We start from the raw sequence: 14852 nt of genomic DNA, 5'->3' as shown, positions 1-14852 counted from the left end.
TGAGTTAAACATGAACACTGAAGCCAAACCTGATGATACTATTGAACAAAAAGTTCAACCAACTGAGCCAACAGAGGCCATTGCCAACGAAGAAGAATCGTTTGCAGCCCTTTTTGAAGCTTCGCTAGAAGAGCAACCCAAGCTTTCGCGTGGCGAATATGTGACGGGTGTTGTTGTAGCCATAGATGCTGAAGTGGTAACTGTTGACCTTAAAGGTAACAGCGAGGGTGTGATTAAGTTGGCAGAATTTGCTTCTATTGGTGAAGATGTGCCAAGTATTGGTGATGAAATATCGGCATTGATGGTTGGTAAGGGCCGCTTGGGTGTGGAATTATCTGTTTTACAAGCCAAACGTCGTAAGCTGATGGATGTTGTTGTTGCAGCCAAAGAAGCAGGCGAAACAATTTCGGGCAAAGTTGTAAAAGAAGTCAAAGGTGGTTTCCGCGTTGATTTGGGCGGTTTGGAAGCATTTTTACCACGCTCAGAGGCAGACACTGGTTTTGTAAATGCTGGTGAGTTGTTAAACCAAACATTTGATTTGGCGATTATCGAAGTGCAACACCGTCCTGAAAATGTGGTGGTTTCACGCAAGCAGCCTTTGGCAGAACAAGAAGCTGTACTTCGCGAAGCATTTTTTGCCAGCCATGAGTTGGGCAGTAAAGTTACAGGCACAGTGAAACGTTTAACAAATTTTGGTGCCTTTGTTGACCTTGGTGGCCTTGATGCACTTTTGCATGTTTCAGATATTGCTTGGAAACATATCAATAACCCTGCTGAAATGTTAAGTGTGGGTCAGAGTGTGACTGCCGAAATCATCAAGTTGGATGCTGATACAGCCAAAGTTTCTATTTCAACGAAAAACTTGATTGAAGATCCATGGAAAAAAGTGTCTGAAACTTACGAAAGTGGTATGCAAGTTACAGGTACTGTGCGCAAACTCATCAAAGCAGGCGCTATTGTTGAGCTAGAACCTGGTGTGGATGGTTTGATTCATCGTTCGGAAATGAGTTGGACGCGTAAAGATGTTGAGCCTGCAAAAGTATTGTCTGAAGGTGATGTGGTTGATGTTGCAGTGATTGACTTTGATGCAGAAGACAGACGCTTACGTTTAAGTTTAAAAGCAGTCAGTGACAACCCTTGGCAAGTGTGGATGGCAGAGCACCCTGCAGGTTCAAAAATCACGGGTAAAATAAAAAACATTTCAGAATTTGGTTTCTTTGTAGGTCTGACTGATGAGTTGGATGGTTTGGTACATATAGGCAATATTTCTTGGGATAAACAAGGTGATGAAGCCATTCAAGATTATCAAAAAGGTCAAGAAGTTGAATGTGCTGTGATTGGTGTTGATGTAGAACGTGGTCGCATTGCTTTAGGTATTAAGCAACTCACTGAAAATCCTTTTGATACATTTATCAATGGTTCAAAACGTGGTACGGCAGTGAATGGTAAAGTGGTTGAAGTTTTACCCAATGCTTATTTGGTAGAAGTTGCTGATGGTATCGTAGCGCGTTTGGCGCAACGTGAAATACCACGTGAGCAAGGCGCGTTGTCTGTTGGGGATGAAGTCGAAGCAAAAATTACAGATGTGGATCGTCGCCGCCAACGTGTGGAATTGTCTGTACGTCAATTATTGCGTGATGAAGAACGTGATTCGATTAAACATTATGCTAAACAAGTGCAACAAGAAAGTGCGCCATCGGCATTGGCACTTGAGCTTCAACGGAAGTTTTTGGACAAACAATAAGCCTGGCTTACTTGCGTTTTTTGATAGGGTCGTTTACTTTGACCCTATATCATTTTAAAGTGTATGGGTTTGAAGAGGGAGTAGAGCATGACAAAATCTGAACTTATTGATGCGGTATCAGCTGCAAATCAAGATATTACTCGGAAAGAAGCTGAAGTTGTGGTGAGTACTGTTTTTTCTGCGATTTCTGAGGAGTTATCGCGAGGAGGACGCGTTGAGTTGCGTGGTTTTGGTAGCTTTAGCATCAAAAATCGTGATTCTCGCACAGGTCGCAATCCTAAAACTGGAGAGTCTGTATTTGTGCCAGCGAAAGCAGTGCCACATTTCAAGCCAGGAAAAGAATTAAGGGAACGTGTTGATCATAAGTAGTTTGACTTTTCAAGAGGAAAGTTGAGATGAATTGGATTAATATTAGCGTCAGTATTGGGCTGGCGCTTTTTACAGTGACATTTGCCTTTGAAAATATGATGCCGGTGCATTTGTCATTCCTGAACTTCAAATCAGATGAAATGCCCTTGTTTTTACCCGTTGTGATGTCCTTTTTATTGGGTTTTGCCAGTGGTTTGCTAGCGCTTAGTTTTTCACGTCGTAAACATAAAAAAGAAATTAAATACCTTCGTAAAGAGAATGCTTTGTTGAATCAAGAAGTTGAGAATTTGCGCAATATCCCTTTGCAAGATGACTTATGAGCAGTTTTTTACTGATTATCATTGCAGTTGCAGGTTTGGTTGCAGCAGCCTTATTATGGAAAAAAAAAGATGACTTGGATTTTTCGGATCCAACTTTAGAACATGAGCTCGAAGATACGCGTGTCACGCCACTACTGCGTGGTATAAACTACTTACTATCAGATAAACCAGACCAAGCCCTACAAGAAATGGTGCAAGTTGCCAAAATTCGCTCGGAGTCGGCTGAAGTGTATATGGCATTGGGCGAAATGTTTCGTACCCAAGGTGAATATGGGCGGGCAGTACGCATCCATCAGAATTTATTGGCTAGACCCGAAGTTTCTTTAGAGTTTCAGTTTCAAGCTTATGTATCTCTTGGGCGAGACTTTCAAGCTGGTGGTTTATTGGATCGAGCATTGAAACATTATGCCAAAGCCTTGGCTATACAACCTGACCACCTTGAGTCACTTCATGCTTGTTTGCGTATTCGTGAGCAAAGTAATGAATGGGATGAGGCAGAATGGTTGGTGAGCCGTTTGGAGCAAGTTGAAAATCAATCATACCATGAACACCGAGCTTACCTCAAAGTTGAAATGGCGAATGATGCATTGGTAAAACATGATATTGTTTTGGCTGAAGCGTTATTGGATGAAGCACTTAAATTATCGATAGGCTGTTCTCATGCTCATTTATTACGCATTGAATTATTACAAAAAGACAATAATTTTGAGCAAGCGGTCAAACAAACAGAATCCTTTTTATCGGATGTTAAACAAGAGCATCACGTATTATTACCCAAAGTATTGTTACAAAATTTAACGTTTTACGAACAATATGCGAAACCATTTTTATTGAACTACTGGCAAACGAACAAAAACATGGAACTTGGTGTGGCTTGGGTTGAACAAATAGCCAAAGCCATCGATTTGCCAGTAGCTATATCGTTACAAAAAGAACTGAACCTATCGGATTTAAGCCTGCGTCATGAGTTGCGTCTGATGGCATTGCAAGATGGCTCAGACAATTTGCATAAACAAGCAAGAGAATGGCGCTTATTAAGTAAAATGTTTGCTTGTAAACAATGTGGTGTACAAGTGCATGATATGCGTTGGCATTGTCCGAAATGTCATCACTGGGGCACGATGGAACCATTGCAGGGTGCCTATGCCTTTGGAGAAGAACAGCATGCACAATAAAATTATGGTGGCATTGGATGTCACGAATAAAGCACAAGCACTGGCGATGCGTGAAACATTGGGTGAAAGTGTTGGTTGGTTAAAGGTTGGTTTACGTTTGTTTGTGGCTGAGGGTCCAGCATTGATTGCTGATTTGACGCAAACGCATAAAGTGTTTTTAGACCTTAAATTCCATGATATTCCAAACACTGTCGCACAAGCGATTGAAAGTGCAGGTGCTTTGGGTGTACAAATGGTGAATGTGCATGCAGGTGGTGGGAAACCCATGTTAGAAGCTGCGGCAAAGGCTGCCAAAGCTTTTCCTGATATGTTGCTTATCGCTGTAACCGTTTTAACCAGTGATACCATGCCCAAAGAACAGGCTTTAAAGGTTGCACTGGAGCGTGCTAAACTGGCGAAAGATGCAGGTTTGGATGGCGTGGTATGCAGCGTACATGAAGCAGCACAAATCAAGGAAGTATGTGGTGCTGAATTTATCACGGTCACGCCAGGTATTCGCTGGGGCAATCAATCTACCCAAGATCAACAACGGGTTGCAGACCCTAAAATGGCAGTAGAACACGGCTCTGATTATTTGGTGATTGGTCGCCCGATTTTGCAAGCTGAAAACCCTGCGGAAGCTGCAAATGAAGCGGTTAGGATGATGCAAGGTGCAAGTAAGGCATGAAGGTTGGGGTTTTATTGCTGGCTGCAGGTAGTGGTAAACGATTTGGAAGCGCAATCCCCAAACAATACCTTGAAGTTGCTGGAAAACCTCTAATTATTCACACCTTGGAAAGTTTGAATCAATCCAAACATATTGTTGTGGTACAGCCAGTGATTGGCGATAGAGATTTATGGTATCGCGATGCGGTTGCAGGGTATCAGTGGGGTTTTACTTTGCTCGAACCAGTTGTTGGTGGTGCAGAGCGCTCTATATCCATGCAGCGCGGTTTGGCTGCGTTACCCGATGATATTGATATGGTGGCTGTGCATGATGCTGCTCGCGCTTTACCTTCGCAAATGTTGTTAGATGATGTGTTTCAGGCAGCTGATCAACATGGTGCAGCTGTGCCTGGGTTGCCTGTACATGATACCATTAAACGTATTGATGCGGATGGAAAAGTATTGGAAACACCCGATAGAAATCGTTTGATGGCAGTGCAAACGCCGCAAGTAGCAAGGCGAACATGGTTTGAATCTGCCTTAGTCAAAGAAAAAGACAGGCTTCATTTACACACAGATGATGCATCAGTGCTGGAAGCGGCGGGTTTTGATGTTTATATCAGCCAAGGTGATGTGAACAATCGAAAAGTTACCACACCCCAAGATATGTTATGGTTGGAGAAACATTTGCAAGGAGTAGCACCGTGAATATACGTGTGGGGCAGGGTTTTGATGTGCATGCGTTTGCAGAAAATCGCAAACTTATGCTCGGTGGCGTGGATATTCCATATCATTTGGGGCTTGCAGGGCATTCGGATGCTGATGTATTGATTCATGCGTTATGTGATGCGCTGCTGGGTGCAGCTTGTTTGGGTGATATTGGACATCACTTTCCTGATACTGACCCAGCCTTGGAAGGTGTGGATAGCACACTTTTATTGGCTAAGGTTTTAGAAAGTATTGAAGCGTTGGGCTATCATATTGGTAATATTGATGTGACTGTGATTGCGCAAAAACCCAAATTGGCAACATATATTGAACCCATGCGTGTACGATTGGCAGAAGTATTAAAGTTAGATGTTACCGCTATCAATATCAAAGCTACAACCACCGAAAAATTAGGGTTTACGGGGCGAGGTGAAGGTATTGCTGCCCAAGCTGTGGTGTTGTTAAACAAATCATAAAAAAGTCTCCGTATAGAGACTTTTTTTATGACTTATGATGTTTTAAAATTCCAAATAGGCATGAACCCCTAATACTGATGTAGCATCAAATTTCTGGTATTCCGCAGCAACTTTTAGCCCAGGGTTCAGCTCATATTCTGCACCAAGACCCAATGTGATGCTTGTTGATGTTGATGATGTGTTTGTGGTGATGCCACCAGAAGTGACAGAGGCTGATGATGATGTGTATGTTAATCCTGCCAGCCCATATGCATTAAAATCTTCAAGCTCTATCCTTGCCTTGTATAACCCTGAAATTAAGAAGTCGATACCTTCTGAGCCCGTCGTTCCAACAGCTAGCCCTTGAATATCTGCATTTGTACCCGTTCCGATACGGACTTGTGCGGAGGATAAAATGTCACCTGCATAAATATCCAAATCTTTTTCAGCAATACCATAAAACAAAGAGGCATTGGATAAGTTTTTGGTGTTGTTAATACCTATACCTACACCAAACTGTAAATCACGGGTTAAATCTCCAATAGCATTGCCAATATCATCCACTGTGTCGGCATAAGATGGTGTGATATTGAGTAATAATGCAGCAGTAGAAGCCATAATTATTTTTTTCATTATATATCTCCTTATCATAGACGAGGTTATTTTATGTATCGGTGGTGCGAAGCACAAGTTTGGCTGTGTCAAAACAACTCATCTTAGCTTTAATGCCTGAAACACTTCATCGGCATGGAATGATGAGCGCACCAATGGTCCTGATGCCACCATACCAAAGCCTTTTTTCTCAGCGATATATTTTAAGTCATCAAACTCTTCGGGTGTCCAGTATTTCATCACGGGGTGATGTGCTTGGCTTGGGCGTAGATATTGACCGATGGTAAGAATATCGATGCCAGCTTCACGCATATCATCAAGTACTTGCAATACTTCATCTTTTTCCTCACCAAGCCCAACCATGATACCCGACTTGGTGACTACATTCGGGTCAATTTCTTTGGCACGTTGTAATAAACGCAAAGAAGTGAAATAACGCGCACCAGGGCGAATAGACCGATAAAGGCGAGGTACAGTTTCAAGGTTGTGGTTAAAGATATCAGGTTTGGAATCCATGATGGTATCTAAACATGAATCGAGTTTGCGCTGGAAATCAGGGGTTAGAATTTCAATGGTGACTTCAGGTTGCCGTGTTTTAAGCTCACGAATCACGGTGGCATAATGCCCAGCACCACCATCTTTGAGATCATCCCTATCCACGGATGTGATAACAACATGTTTTAAGCCGATTTTAGCCACGGCTTTGGCAAGATTGATGGCTTCATTGGGGTCAACTTCATCGGGTTTTCCTGTTGCGACATCACAAAATGCACATGTACGGGTACATACTTTGCCTAAAATCATAAATGTTGCTGAACCTTGTTTCCAACAGTCACCAATATTGGGGCAGGAAGCTTCTTCACATACGGTGTTAAGCTTCAAATCACGCATCATTTTCGTAATATTTTGATACTCTTTGGACATGGGTGCGCGAACCTTTAGCCACTTGGGTTTACCTGCCATAGGTTGTTCTTGTTGGGTTGTTGAACCTACAACTTGGATGGGGATAACTTTTCTACTCATACTTGTGTTGCTTCCTTTTGATTTTCTTCTGGGTTGATGTCAGGGCCTAATAATATGGCAATCCACTGAGTTTTGGGGTTGGCTTCACAGGCGAGTTTAACAATCATGGTTAGGGGTACAGATAAAAGCATGCCCACAGGACCTAAAATCCAGCCCCAAACCACCAGTGATAAAAAGACGACCAGTGTAGAAAGACCTACACCTTTGCCCATATAACGGGGTTCAATCACATTACCCATGATAACATTAACAATAATATAACCCAACGCTGTATATGCAGCGCTATCTAAACCCAATTGTACAGTTGCCAGCATCATGGCGGGCACTGCAGCAATAATCGAACCGATATTGGGTACAAAATTGAATAAAAATGCCATTAAACCCCATAATACAGGATAATCGACACCTAAAAAACTCAACCAAATGGTGATGAATATGCCCGTGGCAATACTTACCATGCTTTTAATGACCAAATAACGATGCACGGTTTTTAAAAATTGTTTAAATGCATCCGTTGAAGGGGCATGGCTATTCATAGCAGCCCACTTGTGAGGAAGTGCGACAGCTTCAAATAAAACGAATATCACGATAAGAAGTAATAAGAACACATTGGTCAGCGCATTGCCTAAGCCGCTTAACAAGCTGCCGACAAATTTCATCACAGCAGATGGGTCAAAGGATTCGAGTAGGTTGCCTGCGGGTATTTCTACACCTATTTTAGTGAGTAAGGCTATAAGTTGTGCTGTTTGCCCTTGTATGCGTTCTTGATAAAAGGGTAAGTTCCTTGAGAAATCTGCAATAGCTGAGCCTGCAAATAAAGATACCAATAAACCAATCAGAATTAACGAGCCCACCACGATAAATACGGCTATGGATACATTTACACCTTTGTTGAGTAAGAAATAAAGCGGTGGCAGGCAAATAATCGCAACAAATGCGGATAATAGTAAGGTCACCATTAAGGGTGCCGCCAGCTTTAACCCAACCACAATAATAATGAGGCAGGCTGTAATCAGCAGAATATGTTCGCCGCGGCTGACTGGGGTAGGTTGTGCCACTATTCGAAGTCCTTCAAACGAGGGTCATCCAATGCCAATTCATTTTCACCTGAGGCAAAAGATAGTTTGAGCCAAGGTGTGCATCCTTCACAGTCCATGCCAGCGCCTGCTGCCATAGCAGCTTCAATTGAGCCCAACTCTTTAAGTTCGGCAAAGGTTTTGTGCATACATTCGCAGCGGTTTACAATTTCATCACTCATAAAGCTGTTTCCTTGGTTGTTGGTTTATCTTTTTGGGCATACATACCACCCGATTGGGTAAACGGTAGCTTGAGCATCCACAAAAGGGAAGATGTGGGCGTATTGCCTTGGTATTGCTGTAAACCTATGGTCATTTTATCGTGTCCCAAGTCGGGCTGGGCATGGTAGCTGCCAAATATTTTATCCCAAATAGACAAGTTGAAGCCATAATTGCTATTGGTTTCATGTTTGAAAATCGAATGATGTACGCGGTGCATATCGGGTGTGACAAACAGTAAACGAATCAAACTATCCAAAGCTTTGGGCATACGAATATTACCATGGTTAAACATTGCCATGCCATTGAGAATCACTTCAAATAAAACCACGGCAGCTGCCGGCGCACCAAGGGTTATCACTGCAACAAATTTAATCAACATGGACAATATAATTTCAATGGGGTGAAAACGTAAACCTGTACTTACATCAATATCACGATCGGCATGATGCACTTGATGCAAGCGCCAGAACATGGGCACCACATGGAATAAACGATGTTGCCAATAGATAATCATATCCAAGATAATCACGGTAACAACTGTTGCTGCAAGCGGTGAGATATCGATGTTATTGAGCAGGCCATAACCATTGTTTTCTGCCCACAGTGCCACGCCAAACGCACCTGCTGGTAAGAGTAGTTTGACCACAACGGTATCCACAGCAATTAAACCAAAATTGTTGAGCCAACGTTTGAATTTACGCTGCTTTAATGGGCGTTTGTTTGCTATGAACTCCCACAGAATCACAAAGCTAATAATGCTGATAAAAGCATAAGTGCGTAGTTCTTGGTCAGTCATTCGTGTGTAAAACCTCTTCAATGATAACTTTTCTTAGCGCTTGCATGCCTTCATTTTTAAGGCTGGATGTTAATATCGGCTCAAGCATGCCACCCAAAGCATCAATCATTTCTTGTTTGCGTTTGCGTTTGGCATTGCCTTTGAGTTTATCTGATTTGGTTGCCACGGGCTGCCAACGAATGCCTGATTCATTGAGCCAATCAATGAGTTGTAAGTCGCTTTCTTTAGGGCCGTGCCTAAAGTCTAAAAGCACTAACACAAGCTGGGCGACCTTGGGGCTTTTGAGGTAGTTTTCAATTAAACCCGCCCATTTGTATTTTTCGACCTTAGAAGCGCGGGCATAACCATAACCCGGTAAATCTACGACCAAGATTTTTTCATCCACTTCAAACAGGTTTAAAAGGCGGGTGCAACCAGGGTTTTTAGAGGTTTTTACCAGACCTTTTCGCCCAAATAAGGTGTTTAATAATGAGGATTTACCTACGTTAGAGTGCCCTGCAACAGCCACTTGGGGTAAGTGGGTGTCAGGGAATTGTTTTGCATCAGCCACAGAGAGCTGAAAATTGGTGTTTTGCCAGTGTACAGAAGTAGTCATGCGGCATAAGCTGCATGGCTTAGCTACAATGTTCAAATTGTATTATCGACAAAGGTCGTTGGAAAGCCTATTGTTGCCCAAAATTTAGGCAAAGCCTTCTTTTTCATCATACTTTAGTAAGAGAGATTCATGACGTTACAAGTTCAACCCCAGTCAGCCCAAACTCAGCATACGCAAGCCAAACAGCTACAAGCCGTATTACCTGGCTTTAAGTTGGGAGATTTTGAGATAAACCCACCCATTGCTTTGGCACCCATGGCAGGCATCACCGATTTACCCTTTCGCCGCATTTGCAGGCGTTTTGGTATTGGGCTAACCGTCACTGAAATGATTGCTTCCCGCGCCGTAGAGCAGGGCAGAGAGCGCACCGAGCGCATGGCTGAGTTGGATAAAGATGAAAGCCCCGTTTCGATTCAAATTGCAGGCTCTGATTCTAAGTTTGTGGTCGATGCTGCCAAGTGGGCTGTGGATCACGGCGCAGATTTTGTGGACATCAATATGGGGTGTCCTGTAAAAAAAGTGGTCAAACAAGTGGCAGGTTCTGCCATGTTGCGCGATGAGGCTTTGGTGGCTCGTGTGATTGATGCGGTTGTCAAGGCTGTGGATATTCCCGTTACCCTAAAAATTCGTACAGGTTGGGATAATGAGAGCAAAAATGTAGAAAATATTGCACGTATTGCTGAAGATAATGGTATTCAAATGTTGACGGTGCATGGGCGCACAAGAGCGCAAATGTTTAATGGTAAAGCATCATGGGAAGATATAGGGTTGGCAAAAGCTGCGGTGTCGATTCCTGTGATTGGTAATGGTGATATTATTGATGGTGAATCAGCTTTAGAGATGATTCGTCAGAGTGGGTGCGATGGGGTGATGATTGGGCGCGCTGTGCAAGGTAATCCTTGGGTGCTGGCGGAAGTGCATGCCGCGATTATGGGCTTGCCCAAACCTGAAAAACCAAATGCCGAAGAAGTGTGGGCTGTGGTGCATGAACATATGTTGCATTTGGCAGATTTTCATGGTGTCAAACGCGCATCCAAGTTGGTGCGTAAACATGTGCCTTGGTATTCCAAAGGACACAGAGGTTCTGCTGAATTTCGTTCATCATTCCAAAAGATATTTGAATGGGAACAACAAATTGAGACAGCAAAAGCTTATTTTTTATCCAATATTCACGCTGAAGAAGCAACACATACGGTGAATGGCATTGCAGCCTGATGCTGAAGTGACAGTTCTTTTTTCAGACTTGCCTGTATCTTGTTTGCTGCTGGATAGGGAAGGCAATATTCTAAGTGCTAACTTATTGGCACAAGAGCACTTAAATGTTTCTGAAAAACGTATGTTGCATAAAAACTTGGCAACATTTATTGCGCCTGAAGATGAGTTGCAGCGTTTATTGACGCATGCTACCAATGCAGAGACGGTATCTTCGGATGCATTTTATACCGTGGCGGGTCATAAACCTTATACTTTATACTTTTCACAACAAGCTGATGGTTATATTTCCGTGGTGATGATTGCAGAAGGCAATAGGCTTGAAGCTGAAATGCAAAATCGGCGACATGAAGTGGCAGAAGCTGTCTCTCGCATTGCTTTGGAGCGGGCACATGAGATTAAAAACCCATTGGCAGCACTTCGCGGGGCAACCCAGCTATTGAGTGAGCAAGTCGAAGGTGATGCTTTAGAAATCGTGGAGCATATGCTTGCCGATGTGGATAGAATCAAAGAGCGGGTGGATAGTTTTTTACAAGTAGGGCCAAGAGCCAATGTAGAGATGACATTGGTTAATATTCATGTGTTGATTGATGAAGTGAGTAAAAGTGATGTGGCTGTGAAATTACAGCGTTCGTTTGACCCCAGTATTCCGCCGATTATGTGTCATGCGCGTAGATTTCGCCAAGCCATTGAAAATTTATGGAGCAATGCGGTAGAAGCAGGCTCTGATTTGGTGATTTGGGAAACACGCATTGAACATGGTGTGGTGCTTACAGGGCATAAAGGCACAGTGTTATCGATTAAAATTATCAGTAATGGTGCAGAAATCCCTGCGCATATTCGTGATAAAATGTTTGAGCCTTATGTTACAGGCAAAGCGCGGGGCAATGGTTTGGGTTTAAGCATTGTGCAGCAGGTGGTGCAGGAACACGGGGGTAAGGTTGTGGTGCAAAGTGAATTGATGCGCACTTCATTTACCATGTATCTGCCATTAAAAGTGGCTTAGGGAGATATGATGCAAAAGGCATTGATTGTAGATGATGATGACGGCATTCGCTGGGTATTGAGCAGGGTGCTCAAAGAGCAAGGTTTTGACGTGGTGGAAGCACCTGATTTGGCAACCGCACACCAAGCCATCGCTGAGCATACATTTGCCATTATCTTTTTGGATGTATTTTTGCCCGATGGTAATGGGATGCAGGTATTGGAATCGGGAGTGTTTGATGCACCAGTGATTATGCTAACAGCAGAAACGACTTTTGATCATGCCGTGGAAGCTTACCGTGCGGGTGCGATGGAGTATTTACCCAAACCTTTTGATTTGGATGAAGTGCGCGAGCTTATCGAGCGGGTTAAACCCAAAGCAAGTGTGAAAAAAAGAAGTAAAAAACAACATCAAGACGAAAATTCAGAGCAAATAACACAACATCAGCCCCAAGCCCATCAACCCATCCTAGGCAAAAGCCCTGCCATGCAGCAGTTGTTCCGCATGATTGGTCGGGTTGCCGCATCGGACATGACAGTACTCATCACAGGTGAGTCGGGTACAGGCAAAGAATTGGTAGCACAAGAGTTGCACAGGCAAAGCCCCAGAGCCAATCAAGCCTTTATTGCGATCAATACCGCAGCTATTCCTGCTGAATTATTGGAAGCTGAATTGTTTGGTCATGAAAAAGGCGCATTTACGGGTGCAGATAAAGCTAGAGCAGGGCATTTTGAAGAAGCCGATGGCGGCACATTGTTTCTCGATGAAATTGGTGATATGCCGCTGGCTTTGCAGGCGAAAATGTTGCGCGTATTGGAGACGGGTGAAGTGCAGCGGGTAGGCAGCACCAAAACCAAGCGGGTGAATGTGCGTTTATTGGCTGCCACGCATCAATTTTTGCAGGATAAAATTCAAAAAGGTCAGTTCCGTGAGGATTTGTATTACCGTTTAAATGTGATTCCCGTACACATCCCACCACTTCGCGAGCGTAGGGATGATATTCCAGAGCTTGCTGCGGCACTATTGGCATCAGCTGCGGAAGAATTACATATTACAGCACCGATTTTGATGGATGATGCCATTGGATTGTTACAACGCTTTGATTGGCAGGGCAATGTGCGTGAACTGAAAAATGTGATGCGTAGACTTGCCGTGTTGACCCCAGGTGCAAGCATCACCATGACTGATGTGGCATTGGCTTTGGGCAATGATGAAGGCAACAAAGCCGAGCCTGAAACATTGGCAGGGGCAGTGGAGCGTTGCATCAAACGTTATATGGATCAACTGGGTTATGAAGATGCCCAAGGTTTGCACAGGCATGTGTTGGAGCAGGTGGAGCCACCGTTGTTGCATCTTGCGTTGGAAAAGTCTGAGGGTAATCAATTAAGGGTTGCGGATATGTTGGGTTTAAACCGAAACACTGTGCGTAAAATGCTCAAACACTATGACATCGACCCAAGTTATTACAAACGCTAAACAAGGAACCGCAGAGGACGCAAAGTTTCGCAGAGTAAAACAATTTATTGAGCCATAGATGAACAGGATATACGCAGACTATTAAGATGTATTGCTTTCGTTCCTTTGCGAAACTTTGCGTCTTCTGCGGTTTAACGTATTAGTGAATAGCTATTGCGAAGAAGCCCAAAGCCTGCCACGATTAGCACATGACTATTCAATTATCCAACCGCCTTTCCAAAGTAAAACCATCTGCCACCTTAGCCATCACAGCCAAAGCCGCTGAGTTACGCGCATCGGGCAAGAATATTATCTCATTATCTGTGGGTGAGCCTGATTTTGAAACGCCGCAAGCAGCGCGTATTGCAGGCATCAAAGCCATTGAAGAAGGTTTTACCCGTTACACCGCAGTACCTGGTATTCCGGAGTTGCGCAAAGAAGTTGCAGCCAAGTTTAAGCGTGATAACAACCTCGATTATGCACCCGAACAAATCCTTGTCAGCACAGGCGGCAAGCAATGTATTTATAATCTACTCATGGCGCTCATCAACGCAGGCGATGAAGTAATTATCCCAGCGCCTTATTGGGTGAGTTATCCCGACATGGTGTTGCTTGCCGAAGGTGAGCCAGTGATTGTGGAATGTTTGGCTGATGCCGATTTTAAACTGACCGCTGCGCAGTTAGAAGCTGCGATTACACCAAAAACCAAAATGATGTTCCTCAATTCACCATCCAACCCAACAGGCATGGCATATTCAGCCGACGATTTGAAAGCCTTGGGTGAAGTGGTGCGTAAATACCCGAATATCGTGGTGGCAACCGATGATATGTATGAGAAAATCATGTTTGATGGCAAAACATTTGCCACATTCGCCGAAATAAATCCTGATTTGATTGACCGCACCATCACGCTTAACGGTGTGTCCAAAGCCTATTGTATGACAGGCTGGCGCATTGGTTTTTGTGCAGGACCATTGGAGCTGATTAAAGCCATGAGCAAGATTCAAGGGCAGTCCACGTCTAATCCATCATCGATTGCCCAAAAAGCAGCCCTTGCAGCTCTTCAAGGCCCAACAAACGAGCTTGATGAAATGGTGCGCACCTATGAAACCCGCCGCACTTGGTTGGTGAATGCCTTAAATGCAATTGATGGCATGGATTGCATCACGCCCGATGGTGCGTTTTATGTTTTTCCAACCATCACCGATTGGTTAGGCAAAACCACGCCAGAAGGCTTAGTACTCACAGATGATGTAGCGGTCTGCGAATGGTTGCTTGAAGCTGCAGGCGTAGCCCTTGTGCCTGGCACAGCATTTGGCTCACCTGGGCAAGTTCGCTTTTCTTATGCGGTTTCACAAGACACATTGGAAGATGCCGTGAGTCGAGTTGCCAAAGCTGCGAGTAGTTTAAAATAAGGATGTAAATAGGGGGGTAATACATGGCATCAAATACGTGTATTA

The 14852-nt window shown here is 43.8% G+C and carries 17 protein-coding genes; 11 read left to right on the top strand and 6 right to left on the bottom strand.

All coding sequences use genetic code 11. From position 1 onward, the window contains the following. The first annotated feature begins 10 nt into the window (after positions 1-10). The 7 genes from DM09_RS09845 to ispF all read left to right on the top strand — a co-directional run bounded on the left by DM09_RS09845 (position 11) and on the right by ispF (position 5437). Complete coding sequence (locus DM09_RS09845; protein ID WP_051938384.1) at positions 11-1744, top strand: S1 RNA-binding domain-containing protein; 1734 nt, start codon at positions 11-13, stop codon at positions 1742-1744. An 87-nt stretch (positions 1745-1831) separates the two neighbouring features. Further along, the gene (locus tag DM09_RS09840) at positions 1832-2113 is read left to right on the top strand and encodes an integration host factor subunit beta (RefSeq protein WP_038250533.1); all 282 of its coding nucleotides are present in this window, start codon (positions 1832-1834) and stop codon (positions 2111-2113) included. A 26-nt stretch (positions 2114-2139) separates the two neighbouring features. Further along, positions 2140-2433 carry a LapA family protein gene (locus tag DM09_RS09835; RefSeq protein WP_038250532.1) on the top strand — a complete coding sequence of 98 codons (294 nt, stop codon included), beginning with the start codon at positions 2140-2142 and terminating at the stop codon, positions 2431-2433. After that, a complete protein-coding gene (locus tag DM09_RS09830; protein WP_051938378.1) occupies positions 2430-3608 on the top strand; it encodes a hypothetical protein in 1179 nt (392 codons plus the stop codon). The genes DM09_RS09835 and DM09_RS09830 overlap by 4 nt, the downstream gene beginning before the upstream one ends. Further along, positions 3598-4275, top strand: a complete 678-nt coding sequence (gene pyrF / locus DM09_RS09825; protein ID WP_198401668.1) for an orotidine-5'-phosphate decarboxylase — start codon at positions 3598-3600, stop codon at positions 4273-4275. Before DM09_RS09830 ends, pyrF begins: the two co-directional genes overlap by 11 nt. Next, positions 4272-4961, top strand: coding sequence for a 2-C-methyl-D-erythritol 4-phosphate cytidylyltransferase (gene ispD, locus DM09_RS09820; protein ID WP_038250530.1), 690 nt, complete (start codon positions 4272-4274; stop codon positions 4959-4961). Before pyrF ends, ispD begins: the two co-directional genes overlap by 4 nt. A 2-nt stretch (positions 4962-4963) precedes the next feature. Beyond that, positions 4964-5437 (top strand): 2-C-methyl-D-erythritol 2,4-cyclodiphosphate synthase, encoded by a 474-nt coding sequence (gene ispF, locus DM09_RS09815; protein ID WP_038250665.1) that lies wholly within the window; start codon positions 4964-4966, stop codon positions 5435-5437. Between the two features lie 42 nt (positions 5438-5479). On the opposite strand, the gene DM09_RS09810 is transcribed toward ispF, so the two are convergent. The 6 genes from DM09_RS09810 to yihA form a co-directional block, all read right to left on the bottom strand. Next, the gene (locus tag DM09_RS09810) at positions 5480-6049 is read right to left on the bottom strand and encodes an outer membrane beta-barrel protein (protein WP_038250527.1); all 570 of its coding nucleotides are present in this window, start codon (positions 6047-6049) and stop codon (positions 5480-5482) included. Between the two features lie 78 nt (positions 6050-6127). Then, positions 6128-7051, bottom strand: coding sequence for a lipoyl synthase (gene lipA / locus DM09_RS09805; protein ID WP_038250523.1), 924 nt, complete (start codon positions 7049-7051; stop codon positions 6128-6130). Continuing rightward, entirely contained in the window at positions 7048-8109 is a 1062-nt protein-coding gene (locus DM09_RS09800; RefSeq protein WP_038250520.1) for an AI-2E family transporter, read from the bottom strand. The genes lipA and DM09_RS09800 overlap by 4 nt, the downstream gene beginning before the upstream one ends. Continuing rightward, entirely contained in the window at positions 8109-8309 is a 201-nt protein-coding gene (locus tag DM09_RS09795; protein ID WP_038250518.1) for a hypothetical protein, read from the bottom strand. Before DM09_RS09795 ends, DM09_RS09800 begins: the two co-directional genes overlap by 1 nt. Next, positions 8306-9145 carry a sterol desaturase family protein gene (locus DM09_RS09790; protein ID WP_051938376.1) on the bottom strand — a complete coding sequence of 280 codons (840 nt, stop codon included), beginning with the start codon at positions 9143-9145 and terminating at the stop codon, positions 8306-8308. Before DM09_RS09790 ends, DM09_RS09795 begins: the two co-directional genes overlap by 4 nt. After that, the gene (gene yihA, locus DM09_RS09785) at positions 9138-9740 is read right to left on the bottom strand and encodes a ribosome biogenesis GTP-binding protein YihA/YsxC (protein ID WP_038250516.1); all 603 of its coding nucleotides are present in this window, start codon (positions 9738-9740) and stop codon (positions 9138-9140) included. The genes DM09_RS09790 and yihA overlap by 8 nt, the downstream gene beginning before the upstream one ends. A 129-nt stretch (positions 9741-9869) precedes the next feature. On the opposite strand from yihA, the gene dusB reads away from it, so the two are divergent. The 4 genes from dusB to DM09_RS09765 all read left to right on the top strand — a co-directional run bounded on the left by dusB (position 9870) and on the right by DM09_RS09765 (position 14807). Then, positions 9870-10955, top strand: a complete 1086-nt coding sequence (dusB, locus tag DM09_RS09780; RefSeq protein WP_081881184.1) for a tRNA dihydrouridine synthase DusB — start codon at positions 9870-9872, stop codon at positions 10953-10955. Next, on the top strand, positions 10939-11958 hold the full coding sequence (locus DM09_RS09775; protein ID WP_038250514.1) for a two-component system sensor histidine kinase NtrB: 1020 nt from the start codon (positions 10939-10941) through the stop codon (positions 11956-11958). The genes dusB and DM09_RS09775 overlap by 17 nt, the downstream gene beginning before the upstream one ends. Positions 11959-11967: 9 nt before the next feature. Next, positions 11968-13413 carry a sigma-54-dependent transcriptional regulator gene (locus DM09_RS09770; RefSeq protein WP_038250511.1) on the top strand — a complete coding sequence of 482 codons (1446 nt, stop codon included), beginning with the start codon at positions 11968-11970 and terminating at the stop codon, positions 13411-13413. Between the two features lie 188 nt (positions 13414-13601). Beyond that, positions 13602-14807, top strand: a complete 1206-nt coding sequence (locus DM09_RS09765; protein ID WP_038250508.1) for a pyridoxal phosphate-dependent aminotransferase — start codon at positions 13602-13604, stop codon at positions 14805-14807. Positions 14808-14852 lie beyond the last annotated feature (45 nt).

The organism is Ghiorsea bivora, from assembly GCF_000744415.1.
In the GTDB taxonomy this organism is placed as follows: Bacteria; Pseudomonadota; Zetaproteobacteria; order Mariprofundales; family Mariprofundaceae; genus Ghiorsea; species Ghiorsea bivora.
This window is presented reverse-complemented; position numbering and strand designations above follow the sequence as displayed.